Origin of the sequence: Paenibacillus woosongensis (assembly GCF_030122845.1) — a bacterium.
Lineage (GTDB): Bacteria > Bacillota > Bacilli > Paenibacillales > Paenibacillaceae > Fontibacillus > Fontibacillus woosongensis_A.
Map to the genome: position 1 here is coordinate 3,919,349 of NZ_CP126084.1, position 18,193 is coordinate 3,937,541.

General features: G+C 52.4%; 15 protein-coding genes. 4 read left to right on the plus strand and 11 right to left on the minus strand.

Going from position 1 to position 18,193, the window contains the following annotated elements; all coding sequences use genetic code 11:
- Window positions 1-135 precede the first annotated feature (135 nt).
- The 4 genes from QNH46_RS17930 to QNH46_RS17945 form a co-directional block, all read right to left on the minus strand.
- Entirely contained in the window at window positions 136-1,299 is a 1,164-nt protein-coding gene (locus QNH46_RS17930; protein WP_283925473.1) for an iron-containing alcohol dehydrogenase, read from the minus strand.
- A 206-nt stretch (window positions 1,300-1,505) separates the two neighbouring features.
- Window positions 1,506-3,062 carry a UDP-glucose--hexose-1-phosphate uridylyltransferase gene (locus QNH46_RS17935; protein ID WP_283928485.1) on the minus strand — a complete coding sequence of 519 codons (1,557 nt, stop codon included), beginning with the start codon at window positions 3,060-3,062 and terminating at the stop codon, window positions 1,506-1,508.
- Between the two features lie 35 nt (window positions 3,063-3,097).
- On the minus strand, window positions 3,098-4,090 hold the full coding sequence (gene galE / locus QNH46_RS17940) for a UDP-glucose 4-epimerase GalE (protein ID WP_283925474.1): 993 nt from the start codon (window positions 4,088-4,090) through the stop codon (window positions 3,098-3,100).
- Between the two features lies 1 nt (window position 4,091).
- A complete protein-coding gene (locus QNH46_RS17945; RefSeq protein WP_283928486.1) occupies window positions 4,092-5,270 on the minus strand; it encodes a galactokinase in 1,179 nt (392 codons plus the stop codon).
- Window positions 5,271-5,437: 167 nt separating this feature from the next.
- Here QNH46_RS17945 and QNH46_RS17950 point away from each other — a divergent pair, with 167 nt between their 5' ends.
- Window positions 5,438-6,289 (plus strand): AraC family transcriptional regulator, encoded by an 852-nt coding sequence (locus QNH46_RS17950; protein WP_283925475.1) that lies wholly within the window; start codon window positions 5,438-5,440, stop codon window positions 6,287-6,289.
- A gap of 57 nt (window positions 6,290-6,346) precedes the next feature.
- Here the strand turns inward: QNH46_RS17950 and mgrA are convergent, their stop codons facing one another.
- The 3 genes from mgrA to QNH46_RS17965 form a co-directional block, all read right to left on the minus strand.
- The gene (mgrA, locus tag QNH46_RS17955) at window positions 6,347-7,351 is read right to left on the minus strand and encodes an L-glyceraldehyde 3-phosphate reductase (RefSeq protein WP_213589654.1); all 1,005 of its coding nucleotides are present in this window, start codon (window positions 7,349-7,351) and stop codon (window positions 6,347-6,349) included.
- Between the two features lie 107 nt (window positions 7,352-7,458).
- Entirely contained in the window at window positions 7,459-8,214 is a 756-nt protein-coding gene (locus tag QNH46_RS17960; RefSeq protein ID WP_283925476.1) for an NAD-dependent protein deacylase, read from the minus strand.
- Window positions 8,215-8,219: 5 nt separating this feature from the next.
- The gene (locus QNH46_RS17965) at window positions 8,220-8,993 is read right to left on the minus strand and encodes an HAD family hydrolase (protein WP_283925477.1); all 774 of its coding nucleotides are present in this window, start codon (window positions 8,991-8,993) and stop codon (window positions 8,220-8,222) included.
- A gap of 225 nt (window positions 8,994-9,218) precedes the next feature.
- On the opposite strand from QNH46_RS17965, the gene QNH46_RS17970 reads away from it, so the two are divergent.
- The 3 genes from QNH46_RS17970 to ilvD all read left to right on the plus strand — a co-directional run bounded on the left by QNH46_RS17970 (window position 9,219) and on the right by ilvD (window position 12,569).
- Window positions 9,219-10,277 carry an acyltransferase family protein gene (locus QNH46_RS17970; protein ID WP_283925478.1) on the plus strand — a complete coding sequence of 353 codons (1,059 nt, stop codon included), beginning with the start codon at window positions 9,219-9,221 and terminating at the stop codon, window positions 10,275-10,277.
- 144 nt (window positions 10,278-10,421) lie between these two features.
- Complete coding sequence (locus QNH46_RS17975; protein WP_283925479.1) at window positions 10,422-10,691, plus strand: KGG domain-containing protein; 270 nt, start codon at window positions 10,422-10,424, stop codon at window positions 10,689-10,691.
- A 192-nt stretch (window positions 10,692-10,883) separates the two neighbouring features.
- On the plus strand, window positions 10,884-12,569 hold the full coding sequence (gene ilvD / locus QNH46_RS17980; protein WP_283925480.1) for a dihydroxy-acid dehydratase: 1,686 nt from the start codon (window positions 10,884-10,886) through the stop codon (window positions 12,567-12,569).
- 74 nt (window positions 12,570-12,643) lie between these two features.
- Here ilvD and QNH46_RS17985 read toward each other — a convergent pair whose 3' ends face one another.
- From QNH46_RS17985 to QNH46_RS18000, 4 genes are all read right to left on the minus strand, one after another.
- Window positions 12,644-14,095, minus strand: a complete 1,452-nt coding sequence (locus tag QNH46_RS17985; protein WP_283928487.1) for a polysaccharide deacetylase family protein — start codon at window positions 14,093-14,095, stop codon at window positions 12,644-12,646.
- Between the two features lie 101 nt (window positions 14,096-14,196).
- Entirely contained in the window at window positions 14,197-15,984 is a 1,788-nt protein-coding gene (locus tag QNH46_RS17990) for a peptidoglycan D,D-transpeptidase FtsI family protein (RefSeq protein ID WP_283925481.1), read from the minus strand.
- A gap of 185 nt (window positions 15,985-16,169) precedes the next feature.
- Window positions 16,170-17,228: an HD-GYP domain-containing protein gene (locus tag QNH46_RS17995; protein WP_283925482.1), complete on the minus strand. Its 1,059-nt coding sequence runs from the start codon at window positions 17,226-17,228 to the stop codon at window positions 16,170-16,172.
- A 215-nt stretch (window positions 17,229-17,443) separates the two neighbouring features.
- Window positions 17,444-18,184, minus strand: a complete 741-nt coding sequence (locus tag QNH46_RS18000; RefSeq protein WP_283925483.1) for a Bax inhibitor-1/YccA family protein — start codon at window positions 18,182-18,184, stop codon at window positions 17,444-17,446.
- Window positions 18,185-18,193: the final 9 nt, after the last annotated feature.

Below are 18,193 nucleotides of genomic sequence, written 5' to 3' on the forward strand. Positions count from 1 at the left end.
TTAGCAGGAATCGCGGTGAACCGCAAAAGCCGAGCAAGGCACCCGCGGGTCCCTGCTCGGCTTATATATCTTGGATTTTGGCCGCACCTTATGTTATGCAGCGGCCAGCACACGATAGTACACTTGACCGCTGCGTTACAAGGAACGGCGGTAAATGGCCAGAACGTCCTCTTTCTGCAGCTTCGCAAAATTGCCGAACGGTCCGAACCGCATCGCTTTATCGGCCATCAGCTCCAGCTTGCTGTCATCGATACCGTAGTCGGCAAGCCTGCTTGGCGCGCCGATCGAGTTCCAGAACGCGCGCAGGGCGGCGATTCCTTCCTCGGCCACCTGCTGGTCGCTTTTGCCGCTTGGATCGATCCCGAACACCTTCTCCGCAAGACGCTTGAAGCGGGCTACGTCCTGAGGCAGATTATGACTCATCCAGTTCGGGAACAGAATAGCCAGGCCTCCTCCATGCGGAATATCATACACGGCGGATACGGCATGCTCGATGTTATGCGTTGCCCAGTCGCCGGAAAGCCCCATATTCAGCACTCCGTTCAGAGCCATCGTGCCGCAGAGGAGAATCGTCTCCCGATGGTCGAAGCTCTCTAAATCCTCGATCAGCTTAGGTGCCGTCTCAATTACGGTACGAAGCAGCGCCTCGCAGAATTCGTCCTGCAGCAATGTGTTGGTTTCCTTGTGAAAATAATGCTCGAACACATGCGACATAATGTCAACAATACCGTACACCGTCTGGTCTTTCGGCAAAGTAAAGGTGTTCTCCGGATCTAGGATCGAGAAAACAGGATACACGAGCGGGCTGCCCCAGCCCAGCTTCTCCTCGGTCGCTTCGTTGGATATGACCGAATTACCGTTCATTTCCGAGCCAGTAGCGGCCATCGTCAGCACGGTTCCTAGCGGAAGCGCCGCCTTCGGAACCGCCTTGTGCTCGGCAAAATCCCACATATCCCCATCGTATTTTGCTCCTGCCGCAATCGCTTTGGCGCAGTCCAGCACACTGCCTCCGCCTACTGCTAGAACCAGTTCGATCTCCTTCGTCTTGCATAGATCCACTCCGCGATGAACGGTGGACAAGCGAGGATTTGGCTCCACACCGGCCAGCTCGGTCACTTCTGCCCCGATTTCTTTAAGCTGGGTAATCACCTGATCATACAGCCCGCTCCGCTTAATACTCCCGCCGCCGTATACCATCAGCACTTTTTTGCCGTATTTGGGAACCTCCGCCTTCAGTGCTGTGATTTGCCCTTTGCCAAAAATGAGCCTCGTCGGGTTATGAAATTGAAAAGAGTTCATGCAACATGCCTCCCTTAGTTTATCCCTTAAATTATGTACTGCACTCTAAATTATACTCTTCCCCCTTTTAGGAAACAATCGGCATGCTTAAAGTGAGCGGAGCGGCTTCGAGTGACCATTTCCTTTGGAGAAAAACGCCTTGCTTTCTTATGAAAAAAGACTGCCTTTCATTCATCGAATGAAAGACAGTCTTAATCTAAATCATGCTACGCTTCGCGATACCCAGCGGCGCTAACGAATCTGCGGAAGGCCTCGCGTCCGGCAGGCGTAGTCTTGAACACACCGGCATGCTCCAGAATAGCGGAGAATTTCAGTCCTACCTCATTGCGAAGCAGCGCCTCGGCTTCTTCCGGGCTCATGCCGTGCCCATGCGCGGCAACAAGCTCCCGGATCCATTCGGTGTGAACTGCAAGAGCAGCCTCACGTCCTGCAAGAACTTCTTCATACAAACCTTGGTTCCCGCTTAGAATTTCCGCGATGCGGCCAAGCTCCTCCTTTAGCCGTCCAGGAAGAATCGCGAGTCCCATGACCTCGATCAGACCGATGTTCTCCTTCTTGATGTGGTGCATTTCCCGGTGTGGATGGAATATCCCTTCCGGATACTGCTCATTCGTCCGGTTATTGCGCAGCACGATATCCATTTCATAGCTGCCGTCCGCGCCGCGGCGTACGATCGGCGTAACCGTGTTATGCGGGACGGTTTGCCCGTTCTCTTCGGTGAATGCCAGCACCTCGGCTTCCGGATCGCTGTAGCTTTTCCATTTTTCATACAAATTATCGGCAGCGTCCAGCAGCACTTCAGGGTGGTGGCTGTTCAATCTCAGCACGGTCATCGGCCATTTCACGATGGAAACCGTGACGCCTTCGAATGCTTCATGCCGGAACGCCGCTTCGGCCGGAGCCTTCTCCAGCGGAAACGTATGCCTGCCCCCCTGGAAATGGTCATGCGTCAGAATCGATCCGCCGACGATCGGCAAATCCGCGTTGGAACCGATGAAATAATGAGGGAATTCCGCCGTGAAATCCAGCAGGCGCTTGAAGGTATCCCGCGTCAGCTTCATCGGCACATGATCATGATGGAAGACGATGCAGTGCTCGTTGTAGTATACGTAAGGCGAATACTGGAACAGCCACGGCTCATCGTTCAGCTCAAGCGGAATGACCCGCAGGTTTTGCCTGGCCGGATGATTGACCCGCCCGGCATAACCCACATTCTCCTGGCATAGCTGGCATTTCGGATAGACCGGAGGAGGCAGCAGCTTGGCCATGGCAATCTCCTTCGGGCTTTTCTCCGGCTTCGATAAGTTGATCGTAATTTCCATCTCGCCGTAAGGCGTGGCCTGATTCCAGTAAATATTGTTCGCAACCCGGTCCATGCGAATATAGTTGCTGTCCACTGCAAGGGCATAGAAATTTCGGGTTGCCGCCTCGATGCCTTCCTCGCGCGCGGTCTTCTTGAACGCAGCGATCGTCTCTGAAGGCCGGGCCATCAGCTGACCCATGATTCTAGCGTCGAGCAAGTCGCGATACGTATCGGAATTATCCGGAATAAGGCCAATCGCATAGCCATAATCGATCAAGATATCCAGCGGCTCGCGAAGCTCGCTGCCAGCAGGCTCCTCCAATTCCGTCATGCACGGCTCATCCAGCCCGAACAGCTCCAGCAGGCGGTTGCGCGTATAATCCAGATCCCAGTCATCAAACAATCGATGCCCGAGCCCATATTGCAGCAGCCGCTCTATCGCTTGCTGCGCTTCTTGCATAGTTCTTTCTTTCGCTGCCACAGTCCACCCACTCCTTACTTGAAATCGTCATAACCGCCCGGATGCGCGCTGTGCCAAGCCCAAGCGCTGCGAATGATGTTATCCAGGCTGCTTCGCGTCGGCTGCCATTTCAGAACGGATCTCGCCTTATCTGATGAAGCGATCAGCACGCCCGGATCTCCGGCGCGGCGCGGGCTCATGACGACCTCGAAATCGCGGCCGGTCACTTCACGGACCTGTTCGATCACTTCCTTAACCGAGAAGCCTTGTCCATTCCCCAGGTTGAAGATGTTGCTCTCTCCGCCTGCGATCAGATGCTCTACCGCAAGCAAATGCGCGTCCGCCAGATCGCTGACATGGATATAATCGCGGACGCATGTGCCGTCCGGCGTATTGTAATCGTCGCCGAAGACGGAAATCGAAGGCCGCTGTCCAAGCGCAGTCTGCAAAATCAGCGGGATGAGATGACTTTCCGGTCTGTGGTCTTCCCCGATTCGTCCGCTATCGTGCGCGCCCGCCGCGTTGAAATAACGAAGGGACACGTATTTGATGCCAAGCACCTTATCGAACCAGTCGATCATCCGCTCCATCATCAGCTTCGTCTCTCCGTACACGTTCGTTGGTTGCGTCAAGTCCGACTCCTCGATGGGTACCTTCTCAGGCTCCCCGTAAGTAGCGGCCGTGGAAGAGAATACGATGCGCCGCACATTGGCTGCATCCATAGCTTCCAACAGGCAAAGCGTACCGTATACGTTGTTGTCGTAATATTTCACAGGCTGCTGCATGCTCTCTCCGACCAGCGAGTTAGCCGCGAAGTGAATGACCGCTTCGATTTCGTTCTCGGCGAACAGCTTAGCCAGCAGCGCCTTGTCCCGCAAATCCCCCTCATTCAGCTTGCCGCCTAGCAGCGCTTCGCGGTGGCCCGATTGCAGATTGTCGAGGACGACGACATCTTTTCCACGGTCCAGCAATTCCGCCACCGTATGTGATCCGATATACCCTGCTCCGCCAGTAACCAAAATAGCCATTTTAGTTCTCCTCCTTCATTTCATGTACTCCCTGCCCTACTCCACAAACATAAAATTCAGCTTCTAGACCGGTACGGCGCTGATAAGCCTCGCCAACCTGCTTGACGAAGTCATCTACGGCATCTTCATGTACAAGAGATACCGTACAGCCGCCGAAGCCCGCTCCAGTCATCCGCGACCCCAATGTCCCTTCAATGCGTCGCGCTTCCTCCACCAGGACATCCAGCTCCATGCAGCTCACCTCATACAAATCACGCAGAGAATCATGCGACGCATTCATGAGCTTGCCGAAATGCTGGAGATCGTTGTTGGTCAGCGCTTCTACGGATTCCAGCACGCGAGCGTTCTCCAGCACGACGTGCTTGGCACGGTCCAGCAGCACCTGGTCTGTAAAAATCGTCTCCAGCTCCCCCAGGCGCTCCGGCTTCAAATGCGCCAGGTATTCCAGCCCCGGCTCATGAGCCTGCAGCTGACGCAGCGCTTCATCGCACTGCGAGCGGCGTTCATTGTATTTGGAGTCAACCAGACCTCTTCGTTTGTTCGTGTTGCCGATCACCAGCTTGTAAGCTCCAGTACGGAACGGTACCCGCTGATATTCCAGCGTATCACACATGAGCAGGATCGCATGATCCTTGGCACCGTTTGCTACGGCAAACTGGTCCATGATGCCGCTGTTTACACCGACATAGAGATTTTCCGCGCGCTGGGACAGGCGGGCAATTTCCACGGTATCCGTCTCTTTGCCCTCCATGGTCAGCAGCGCAAATGCAGTGACGACTTCGATCGAAGCGGAAGAGGACAGACCCGCGCCGTTCGGTATTTCTCCATGGAACAGCAGGTCATAACCGCTAGTCAGCGTCGTACCCAGCTTGCCCAGCTCCGCGATGACCCCGATCGGGTAGTCGACCCATTCCCCTGTTTTGGATTGCCCTAGCTCATTCGCCTCGAACTCCGCGGCATACGGGAAATTTGCGGAAGCAAAGGTTACTTTCTGGTCAGGACGGCGGCGGATCGCCAGCGTCGTTCCGAATTCCAGCGCTGCCGGCAGAACGTAACCCCCGTTATAATCAATATGCTCGCCGATCAGGTTCACGCGTCCCGGCGCATTGAATACCAATATGCTCTCTTGGCTGCTCCCGTTCCGGGAGAGGAACAGTTGCTCCATTTCCTGTTTGTTCAACATGCACACCCCATCTTCATGGAATATTCGGTTCTTGCTCTCAGTATAAAGACTTCGCGCCATTTTGATAATGTATGTATGCGAGGTTTGTATGGATAAATATGACCTTCCCAAGTAGAATATAAATAGAATGAAATGATCCGCCAAGCACGAAGGAGGCTCCCCCAATGCTGCCAGAAACCTACAGCGCTGCCGCCAACCCCGAAGTATTTGATGAGAGCGACCTGCACATTTTATTTGCTGGCGAGAGCCAGACCAGACCGGATCACCGCGTCGGGCCGAAAGTTTATGACTATTATCTGCTCCATTTTGTCGAGGAGGGCAACGGTACCTTCCAAACGGAGTATTCCATATACGAGCTGCAGCCCGGAGACGGCTTTCTCATTCATCCGAATCAGCTGGTTAGCTATTCATCCGATACCGTGACACCATGGCGTTACCGCTGGATCGCTTTTACGGGGGCAAAGGTACCCTCGCTCCTGGAGCGTGCGGGTTTAACGCCCAAGCATCCCGTCATTCACGCCCCGGCGGACAGCCGTATTCCCGAGCTGCTGACGTCCGTGCTGCAGGAATTCCGCAGCAAGAAGCCAAGCTCGCATTTGCACTCTCTCGGCTGCCTGTATTTGATCATGGCCGAGGCGGAGGACTCTTATCTTAAGGAATCAACGCTTCCCTCCGGGGAGTCGGCCGTGCAAAAAATCGTCAAGCAGATGATTTACTATATTTCAAGCCAATATGCCCATCATGTATCCATTGAAGAAATGTGCGCAAGCCTGGGATATAACCGCGCTTATCTCTCCCGCGTTTTCAAGAAGGAGACCGGGCTGACTCCCGTTACCTACTTGCTGAAGCTCAGAATCGACAAATCGCGGCAGCTGCTGCGCGAGCGGCCTGAGCTGTCCATCGAACAGATTTCTTCCTCTGTCGGCCTTAACGATGCGCTCTACTTCTCGCGGCAGTTTCGCCGATTTTACGGACAATCGCCAAGCGAGTACCGGAGAAACGCCTCTGGAAAATAACCGGAGCCCGCTTCCCTATGGGCAGGGAAACGGGCTCTTCTATGCGTACGGACAAAATTAATGCTCGCCGTGGTTATGAAGGATCGTTTCGATCCGGTTCAATTCCTCGTCGGTGAACTCAAGCTTGCTTAGCGCCTGAACGTTCTCTTCAATTTGACTCACCCGGCTTGCGCCGATCAGCGCAGATGTGACCTTGCCTCCGCGGAGCACCCATGCGAGCGCAAATTGGGCGAGGCTCTGCCCCCGTGCTGCCGCCATCTGATTCAGTGCGCGTACTTTACGCAGCATCTCAGGCGTGATTTGCGACTCCTGCAGAGCGCCGGTTGGGTTCTTCGCACGGGAATCCTCCGGAATGCCGTTCAAATATTTGTTTGTGAGCAGCCCCTGAGCCAATGGACAGAAGGCGATGCTGCCAACCCCATTCTCCTCCAGAACGTCCTGCAGGCCATTCTCGATCCAGCGATCCAGCAGCGAATAATTCGGCTGGTGGATGAGCAGCGGCGTGCCCAGCTGCTTGAGGATGGAGACCGCTTCCTTCGTCTGCTCCGCTGAATAGCTCGATATGCCTACGTACAGCGCCTTACCGGAGCGAACGATGTGATCCAGCGCCATCATCGTCTCCTCTAGCGGGGTCTCCGGATCAAAGCGGTGGGAATAGAAAATATCAACATAATCAAGTCCCATCCGCTTCAGGCTTTGATCGAGGCTGGAAATTAAGTATTTGCGGGATCCCCACTCGCCATAAGGACCTGGCCACATATAGTAGCCGGCTTTGGAGGAGATCACCAATTCATCCCGATAGGGTGCCAGGTCTTTCTTCAGCACGGTACCGAACATTTCTTCCGCCGAACCCGGAGGCGGGCCGTAATTGTTGGCCAAATCAAAATGGGTAATGCCCAAATCAAAAGCTCTGCGAATCATCTCGCGTCCGTTCTCAAACGTATCTACACCACCGAAGTTATGCCATAATCCAAGCGATATGGCCGGAAGCTTAAGGCCCGAACGACCCACACGGTTATATATCATTGACTCGTACCGGTCTTCACTAGCAATATATGCCATTTAGTTCCCTACCTTCCTGCTGTAATTTTCTTTCGCAAAATATCATATCTCGTTCAAAAACCTTTGGCAAGAAGGAAGAAACCGTTTTCGGCATCATGGCGAACCCTTCAGCTCCCGGCTTTAAGCAGCGATTCCACCTGCCCGAGCACCGCGCCAATCGGCTCGGCAATCAGCAAATCGGCCTGGTTATCGTAAGCTGTCGGCGATGCATTCAACAGCACTGTCCGCTGTCCCCGAAAATACGTGACCAGGTGAGCCGCCGGCTGAACGGTCAGGGAAGTTCCGCCGATCAGCAGCAGATCCGCTTCGCTAATTGCCTCAACCGTTCTTTCGATCACCTGCGTATTCAGGTTCTCCCCGTACAATACAACATCGGGTTTGACAGTCCCGCCGCAAGTCTGGCATTTTGGCACAGGATCGCCCGTACTTATCACTTCCTCCAGGCTATGGAACCTCCCGCAGTCCATGCAATAGTTCCGGTGGATGGAACCGTGCAGCTCCAGCACGCTGCGGCTGCCTGCCTTCTGATGCAGGCCGTCGATATTTTGGGTAATAACCGCATCCAGCTTGCCCTCGTCCTCCAGCCAGGCCAAGCAACGATGGGCCGGATTCGGCTCGGCATGCAGATGGATCATCTTCGTTTTGTAAAAATCATAGAATACCTCTGGATGGCGGTCGAAAAACGGCCGGCTCAAAATTTCCTCCGGGGAATACGGCGAAGCCTTCTCCTGCTGATAAATGCCCGCTGCGGAACGAAAATCGGGTATTCCACTTTCTGTAGAAATGCCTGCCCCGCCAAAAAATACGATTCTGCGCCCCTCCTTCACCCAGGACGCGAGCTGCTCGATTTTGCTTAATGTCATTGCTTTCATGCCTCCTCCAGCACTTTCATTTCTATAAAACTGCGGATAACCGCATCTGCATCCAGCAGATACGATTCCCCTCCGCCGTCCGGAGCTATTCCAACCGTCATCCGCACCCCCGCCTGCTTGCCCATCTGCATATCCCCGTTGCTGTCCCCTACGACGACCGCATGCTCCGGGGATACGCCAAGCTCGCGGCAAGCAAGCACAGCCATTTCGGGAAAAGGCTTGCCAAGGCTCACCCGATCCCTGCCGACAATGACGTCGAAATAGCGCTCGATTCCCATCCAGCTCAAATGCTCGCTCGCTGCCTCCGTCGTATCCGACGTGACAACAGCAAGGCGGATTCCCTGCGATTGGCAAGCCTTCAGTAAAGCTGCGAGCCCTGGCATTGGTCTGGCATTTCTGCGATTTCTCAGCTCAATCATCGCCGACGAGCTGAACTGCCTAACCTGAATCAGCGCCTCGTTCCAGGGAACTCCCGCCGCATACAGCTGCCAGGCGAGCAGCGCGGTGACCTCTTCCTCGCTCCCCATCGCCAGCGGCCCGGTCTTATCATAATCCTCGATCTGCTGCCGCTCATCCAGCTTAAGCCCCAGCAGCGCTGCTCTGCTGTCGATCCGCCGCGCCCCCAGCAATTCCAAATGGCTGTCCAGCAAATCCAGCAGCGTCATCGCCCATTCTCCCCAGAGGGCCATGAAATCCAGCAAGGTTCCATCCTTATCAAATAATATTGCCTGGCATGGCACCCTGCGTTCGCCTGCCTGAACAATCGCCATAGTCATTCCCCCCGGTTTCATCGTTCGCTTTATGCAGCCCTCGTACAGCTTACTCACATTACCGCTATTGTATATGATTCAATACTTTGCCACAAATGCGCGGACTGACAGCGTTTTCTATTGTGATAATTATCACGTGTACTGATCTTCAAAAAGAGTACCTTTATTACAGAGACCGAATACTTAAAATTTTGAATGATTGAAAGGCTTGAGGAGGCTGTCAGCATGAAGACGAACATCATCCCATCGAATCCGCGCGGAGAGGCATTTTTTCTCAACCTGCGCTTTTTACTGATCATTTGCGTCTTCATCGGCAATGCCATCGAGCCGCTGATCCAAGACATAGACGCCATGCATGCTCTATATGTATGGATTTTTACTTTTCATATGCCGCTGTTCGTATTCGTCACCGGTTACTTCGCCAAAACCAATCTGCTCGGCCTGCCCGGCCGCAAGCTGATGCTGCAAATCAGCCTCCAGTACGTGATCTTTCAAAGCCTGTATTCGATACTGGACGTTACCGTATTTAAGGTACAGAACATCCACCATTCCTTCTTTGCCCCGTACCTGCTGCTCTGGTTCCTTGCCAGTCATCTGTGCTGGCGCGTACTGCTGATCGTCATGAACAAATGGACGCCCCTCCAGCAGCTGGCGGTATCGCTTGCTCTAGGCGTGCTCGTCGGATATTTGCAAGTAGATGGAGTCTGGCTCAGCTTGTCGCGGACCTTTGTGTATTTGCCTTTCTTTATTGCCGGTTATCATTTTTCATTTGCCTATTTGGAGAAATTCTTCACTCCTTTGGCCCGTGCGCTTGCTATGTCACTTGCCGGTGTTATGCTGGTTGCCGTCGTTTTATGGGGGCAGCTTATCGATGCCGGATGGCTGTACGGCAGCATGACGTACGGGCAGCTCGGTCATGACGAATGGTATGCCGGAGCCTACCGACTGGCTCTTTACGCCCTGCAGCTGCTGGCAGGAATCGCTTTTCTGTCTTTCGTGCCCTTGCGGGAGAGCAGGCTGACCGATCTGGGACGGCGCACCTTGTATGTGTTCCTCCTGCATGGATTCATTATCCGCTTTGCGGCCGCCTCCCCTTTATATGATCGCGTTACGAATACGGCAGCTTCCGCCATGCTTATTGTCGGGGCTATCTTCCTGACCCTTGTGCTCAGCCATCCCCTTGTACGCAAATGGACGTCGCCGGTCATTGAACCCCCGGTGCAATGGCTGCTGAAGTTGGAGCGCCGGGCATTCCGCCCCTTCCGTACAGTCAGCAAGCATTGACCAGCCAAATCAGCAATATTGAAGAATATTGCCAATTTTAGAGCCATTTGGCTCTTTTTTTGGTTTCTGGCGTTTCAAACTAACTGACTGTGGTAAATAAATCATACGCAAAACAATATTTTTCGCATAAGGAGTTGATTGGAAATGGCACGCGGAAACGGCAAAATGAGCCGTCAAGAAGCCGGTCGCTTGGGAGGACAGGCCACCTCCAAAAACCACGGCAAAGAGTTCTACCAGGAAATCGGGCAAAAAGGCGGAGAAGCTACTTCCAGAAGCCACAGCAAGGAATTCTATCAAGAGATTGGCCAAAAGGGCGGAGAAGCCACCTCCGAGAAGCACGATAAGGAATTCTACCGCCGTATAGGACGCATGGGCGGGGAAGCCCGCAACAACAATAACAACAACAATAAATAAGGATGGAAAACCATCCGTTTGCAAGGAAGAGTTCCAGATTAGACTGGGGCTCTTTTTTTAATCAAAAACCTTCCTTCCAATCCTTATCAAGCGCTAGAAAAAGCCGAATACATATGATAGACTTTAGAGAAAACCTTTAGCGGTGTAAAGTTCCAAAATCACAATATACATTTTATGGGGGGATAGGCAACCATGACTGCCAAGAAAATGCGTTCAGATATGATCAAAAAAGGCTTCGACCGCGCGCCTCACCGCAGTTTGCTGCGGGCTGCAGGCGTGAAGGACGAGGATTTCGGCAAGCCGTTCATCGCCGTATGTAACTCCTATATTGATATCGTTCCTGGCCATGTGCATTTGCAGGAATTCGGTAAAATCGTCAAAGAAGCGATCCGCGAAGCCGGCGGCGTACCTTTTGAATTCAACACCATCGGCGTCGATGATGGTATTGCGATGGGGCACATCGGGATGCGTTATTCCCTGCCGAGCCGGGAAATCATTGCCGACTCCCTGGAAACCGTTGTTTCCGCCCACTGGTTCGACGGAATGGTCTGCATCCCGAACTGTGACAAGATCACGCCAGGGATGATGATGGGCGCGCTTCGCGTGAACATCCCGACCGTATTCGTCAGCGGCGGACCGATGAAAGCCGGCGTAGACAGCAAAGGACGCAGACTGTCCTTGACTTCTGTCTTCGAAGGCGTAGGCGCTTATCAAGCGGGCAAGATCGACGATGCTGACCTGCTTGAGCTTGAACAATACGGCTGTCCGACTTGCGGCTCCTGCTCCGGTATGTTCACGGCCAACTCCATGAACTGTCTCGCCGAAGCGCTGGGACTGGCCATGCCGGGCAACGGTACGATTCTCGCGGTCGACGAAGCGCGGAAGGATTTCGTAAGACAATCCGCCCGTCAATTGATGGAGCTGATCAAGCTGGATCTTAAACCACGCGATATCGTAACGAAAGAATCGATCGACAACGCCTTCGCGCTTGATATGGCCATGGGTGGCTCAACCAATACGGTGCTGCACACCTTGGCTTTGGCTCAGGAAGCAGGCATCGATTACCCGCTGGAGCGTATCAATGAGGTGGCCAACCGTGTCCCTCATATTTCGAAGCTGGCTCCGGCATCCGACCATTTCATCGAAGACGTTCACCGGGCTGGCGGCGTAAGTGCCGTAATCAACGAGCTGTTGAAGAAGCCTGGAGCGATCCATGGCGGCCAAATGACCGTAACGGGCAAGACGCTTGCCGAGAACGTGGCCGGCAGCGAGGTCCATGACCGTGAAGTCATCCGTTCCATCGACAACCCGCATTCCGAGAAAGGCGGCCTCGCCATTCTGTACGGAAACCTCGCACCTGAAGGTTCCGTAATCAAGGTCGGTGCGGTTGATCCTTCGGTTGGCGGATACCATAAAGGCCCGGCCATCTGCTTCGACTCGCAGGAGCAAGCGCTGGAAGGCATCGCAAATGGCAAGGTCAAGGAAGGCCATGTCGTCGTCATTCGCTATGAAGGGCCAAAAGGCGGACCAGGTATGCCGGAGATGCTTGCTCCAACCTCGCAAATCGCCGGTATGGGCCTTGGCGCAAAAGTCGGCCTCATTACGGACGGCCGCTTCTCTGGAGCTTCCCGCGGCATCAGTATCGGCCATATTTCTCCGGAAGCAGCCGAAGGCGGACCAATCGCTTTCGTAGAAGATGGGGATATCATCGAGCTGGATCTGAATAACCGCAAAATCGAGCTTCATGTTTCCGATGAGGAAATGGCCCGTCGCCGTGCGAACTGGAAAGGCTTCGAGCCGAAGGTGAAGACCGGTTACCTTGCCCGCTATTCCAAGCTCGTTACCAACGCGAGCAACGGCGGAGTTATGAAAATTTAATTGAAATCATCTTCATATGCATAGAAAGGGGCGGTTCCACATCTTCATGTGGAACCGCCCCTTTAGTGTCAGGACTAACACGGCTGCGTTGCGCTTAAAGCAGTCTCCTCGGGCTCCGCGCTCTCCTGGTCAGAGGCGATCTCACCGCTCTCTTTGCCAGAGAAACGGCGATGCGACCCATCCTCAGAGTATTTATCAAGCAAGAGCTCCATTGGCATCACGATAAGCTTAGGTATCAGTTCATGGGAGGAACGCTGCTTGAGGCGATCCCCGCCGGAAGGATGAATGACGCTCATCAGAAATTTCAAGTACAGGCGCGTCGAGCGGGCGAAGAAGCTGTCCGGCAGATCGGTTACCGTAAACCCGAACTGCTCCGGCCCGCGGTTGATCATGCTTACGCCATACAATGCCTTGACATCCATTAATTCCGGATGGGTCTGAACATATTGCGCAAGCTCGGGAAGCGTCTTCTCGACGCCGCGGATCATTTGGATGGCGATTTGTACGGACGTTCTCGAGCGAGAGCCAATTTCGAACAGCCGCTTATTGTCGAAATGAAGCTCCAATACCCGATCGCCGTTTGCAAGCTCTATATCGCCATTCATCATCACCGGCTCTCCCCGATACGGACGAATGCGGAAATGAAAGATCGGTTCTTCCTTATTTGTTGTTCTCAGCTGGAAGACAAAATGAAAAAGTCTCTCCCACAACAGCCATAACGAGACAACAATACGTTTACCGAAGGAAAGGCTTGCCTTCTGCTTTGAAGTTTCCTTTGGCGCTGCTGCCATACTTTTTTGATTGCGGGACTCACGTTTCACCGCTTCGCTCCGCTGGATCATATCGTCAATCCGGATCGTGCCGATTCCCTGCTTCTCGGCTACCTGCAGTACTCTTTCCAGCGCTTTCAGCATTTCCATAGGGGCTTGCGCATTCGCTCCGAGCGTATTTCCACAATCATGCAGCAGAAATACTTCGCCGCCCCTCAGCTTCTTCAGCATGCGTTCCGTTAATCGATCTGCACCCAGGCGCTGGCGCCAATCGCCAAACATCGACGACCAGAGCACAATCTGCGTCTCGTTGCGTCTGGCGAAGTCGAACAAATTGACGATTCCCCAAGGCGGACGGTAGTAATGCGTATTACTGCCGATAATGTCATGGATAATTTTATTCGTTCGTTGAATCTGCTTCTTAACCGCTGCCGGTCCCATTAGCCAGTTCGTCTTATGAACATAATTATGAATGCCAATCAAATGGCCTTCTTCATGCATTCGCTTGATCAAATGCGGGTACTTCTCCGCATTCGAGCCGACAACGAAAAAGGTGGCTTTCGCTCCGTATTTCTTTAGCAAATCAAGCAGCTGCGACGTATATACCGGGTCCGGACCGTCATCGAAGGTTAGAGCAAACTCATCCATCCCAATCCCTCGCCTGAATACGCGAAAGCCGAACAACCGCGTAATCAAACCGGGTATAAAAGCGTATAGTGTTGAAATATAAAATAACCACAGCAGCAAAGTCTCCATGTGTTTTCCCCACTTTTCTATCTCATTCACTGACTTTGGCGGGCCCTAAGGCTTTTAGTGTATCCCTTTTATTTTATCATATTAACTCCAAATTTAGGGTCTTAAATTTCATGAATTCTTGCTGCCAGTAGATCCATCACTCTACGGAACAGTTCGGTAGCTTGATGTGGCGCGCCTGGGCTCCGATTCTCCACAAGAACAGCCACCGCGTAACGGGGCTGCTCCACAGGCCCGTATCCGATAAACCACTGATGATTGGCCGGCCTCCCGGCCGAGACAGTCTGCGAAGTTCCTGACTTGCCGGCCAGATGCCACTGGGCATTCTGCAAGGCTTGCCCTGTCCCATGACTTACGACTTCCTTCATCCAGCCGCGCAGTATTCTTGCCGTAGCCGGGGAAATAGCCCCGTAATTGGATGGAGCGGACTGGGGAGGAAGTTCAAGCATTCGGACGCCATTTTTAAAATAAATATCCTGGGCTAGCCGCGGCGCCGCGACTTTCCCATCATGGAGCAAGGTTACCACCAGGTTGGCAGCCTGCAAAGGGGACACCAGCACATCGCGTTGACCTAAAGCCGTTTGTGCCCTCGCTCCCCCATCAGGACTAGCCCCTTTGGCGAACACCGCTCCAGCCTCCTCTTGATCGATCTGCCTTAATGCCAGACCTCCGTAAAAAGAAGGGCTCTGCCAACCGACCATGCGTCCGAGCCCCAATTTGTCCGCGGTACGTTCGATGCTGTCCGCCGTTAATCTCTCGCCTAACTCGGCAAACACGACATTGCAAGATTGGGCAAAAGCTTCCTTGAGCGTAATCATGCCATGCCCTCCTTCCTTCCAGCAAGAAAGACCGTATTTACCGTAATGTCCCGTACAATGAAACTTTTCTCCCGGAGAAGCTACCCCCTCCTCCAACGCCGCAGCAACGACGACCGTCTTAAAGATCGAACCCGGTACCGCAGCCTTCACCGCATGGTTGCTCCAACTGCCCTGCTCCAAATCGATTTGCCGGGGATTAAAAAAAGGACGCGATACCATAGCCACGACATCTCCCTGCACCGCATCCAGGACAACGATGGCTCCTTCACGGATTCCCATCTGCTCGGTCAAATCTTCTAAATGCTGCTGAATCGTCCGATCCACGGTCGTTCGGACAGACAGCGGATAATAACGGTCATTAGCCGTTGTTAAACGCATTCCCAGACCGGATATCGGTCTTTTCTGTCCATCTACGGTATAGGCGGCCCGGGTAGGTCCGACGCCGCGCAGAAACTGGTCAAAGGTGCGTTCCAGTCCCGACGCTCCAACCTGCAGCGATAAAGGAAGTGCTCGGCTATTCGTTTGCCCATAGAGACTGCGGATATAATCCGGTCGCTGCGAAACATATCCGAGCCATTGTTTTCCCGATTTATCTTCCAAATAGCGCTGCATGTAAGGGAGAATCCTGAATCCGCTAACCTGGCTCCATCGCTCCGCCTCATGCTCAGCCAGCACGAGCGGTGCTTGCCCTTCCGAGCTTTTCCATATGTACGGATATTGAAGCCTGCTCCATTTCCCTTCCAATTCAGCCGCCGTAACCCCAAGCAAGTCAGCCACATCATGTATTTGGCTGGTATCTGGCAAGTGTTTGAGCGGAAATAAAACGGGAACCCAAACCGTCTTCCCTGTCAGTGGTTCGCCATACCGATCCAAGAATTGTCCTCTTCCTGGATCCAATTCTATTCCTTCTTCCCGCTGGCGCACAGCCAATTCATTCATCGTCATCCCAGACGCGCTAATGGCCTTATTGGCCGAAGCGATCTGAATCCAGACCATGCGAACTGCATATATGCAAAGCATCAGCATAAAACCTATTAGAATATAAAATATGCGTCTTTTACGAAGTAATGTCATCGTCCCCCACCTTTCCGTCTTCTCATTATTTCCTGGGAAAAGCAGATTCACACTTCAGGGTAATCTGGCTTGGTGAGTGTAGTAGAATTTCGCCATGAAATGAAAAAAAACGCCATGCGGCGTTATAAACGGACAACTAAAAACCCAACTGAGTCAAAGGGTTCAGTCGGGCTTGTTCACATTAGTTATTCAAAAAATATTTCGACGATCTCAATATCTCTCTCCCGTGCCAAGTCTCTGAAGAAATCATCCACCTTAACGAGAGGTTTAAAAATATCGGTAGGGTTATTGTACACGATCGTTGCATTTTCCCCATTGCTTAATTGCACCCGCTTGCCAATAAAGTTTGGCAGAAGGTTTTGAGTCAAGGCTTGGACTGCCCTTTCGTTTAGTTTTCCGAATCCAAGCTCATACACTTTCCGCAGAACGGTGATTAAACTATCATGCGGTTGCCGCCTAGGCGAAGTCGTCATTTCGACATATGCGTTGGCAACGGCTACAATTTGCGAATATGGATGTATTTCAGTTCTTCCGATTCCCATTGGGTATCCAGAGCCGTCTTCATATTCGTGATGCTGGAGAGCAGCAAGTGCGATCGTCTTATTGTCCTTGATCGATTCCCGGATAATTTCGTAGCCATAGTGGGTATGGCGCCTCATTTCCTCCAGTTCTTCGCCATGCAACTCGGTTTTGTTTTTTATAGATTGGCGCACACGGCTTTTGCCGATATCATGCAAATATCCTGCTTTACTGATCTCATGGCACTCTTCTCTGGAGTATCCGAGCCAGGTAGCTATGTAATAAGACAGCAGTCCAACCTGCAGGGAATGATTATAAATGTTCACGTCGTCATTGCTGAGCATGTACAGCAGAGTTGTAATATTTTTGCGGTCATCCAGCGCCTCCAAAGTCGGCAGCAGCTGTTCGTCAACCATGGATTGATTGAATTTACCTGTCGTTAACGCTTCAAGGAAAATGGCCTGAAAAGCTTGAATCGTCTTATCGAAGTTTTTTCGCAATTCTTGGCTGAATCCTATACTGTCTGCGACATTTGAAGAGTAAGCCTCTTCGCTCCCCCCGTCACGCGGGTCGATGTCGACATAATCGATGCTCTGGCGAATTAATAAGGCAATTTCCTCGGTTTGGATAACCGTACCTTTAGGCAATATGTGAAGCCCAGCGCCATTAAAAGTGTCTTCCCTTAATCTGTCTCCGGCCTTAAGCTCCATAACATGAGTTTTCATAGAAAAGACCCTCCCTTCGTATCTAATCTGCTACACCTTATTTATAATATCGAAAGCTAAAGTCATAAATTAAATAGTGCTAAGGACTATATCAATAAGCAATTGTTATAATACTATAGCCTAACTGTGATATAGGTCTTTTAGATCATTATCTAAATTTTACAATAAAAAAGAGGCGGAGATTTCTCTCCACCTCAAACTTGAAACACGATCCGTTAATCCCGGCTCGCCAGTTTTGCCAACAGGCGAACGATCTCGATATAAAGCCATACTAAGGTAACCATTAATCCGAACGCACCGTACCATTCCATATATTTTGGAGCGCCTTGGTTAGCGCCATTCTCGATGAAATCGAAATCAAGTACGAGATTCAGAGCGGCCACGATAACGATCACGACGGATATTCCGATTCCGATCCAATTGCTCTCATGCAGATAAGGAATCGATATTCCAAAGAACCCTAGGACAAAGCTCAGCAAATATACAAGCGCAATGCCGCCTGTAGCCGCGAACACGCCCAGCTTGAAGTTCTCCGTCGCTTTAATCAGCCTTGATTTGTAAGCGAGCAGCAAAGCGACAAAAACGCCCATCGTCAGCAGTGCGGCCTGCAACGTGATCCCGCGCTGCACATTTTCGAAAATCGCAGAAATCGCGCCTAGAAACAACCCTTCGAGAACCCCATAAATCGGTACGAGAAACGGAGCTGTCGTCGGCTTGAAGCTAATGATAAGAGCCAGAATGAGGCCCCCTATCGCCCCGCCGATGGCGTAAGGAATTACGTTCTGCCCGTTGAAATACATGGACCAGGATGCAAATGCGCCACCTAAGAGTACCGCAAGTGTAATAAATACTTTGTTGACCGTACCTTCAATCGTCATTGCATCCTGTCCGGAATGATATCCGATTTGATCGAATGTTTTGTCATTCAATGTCGGATTACCGCTGCGACCTATCAACCTACAATC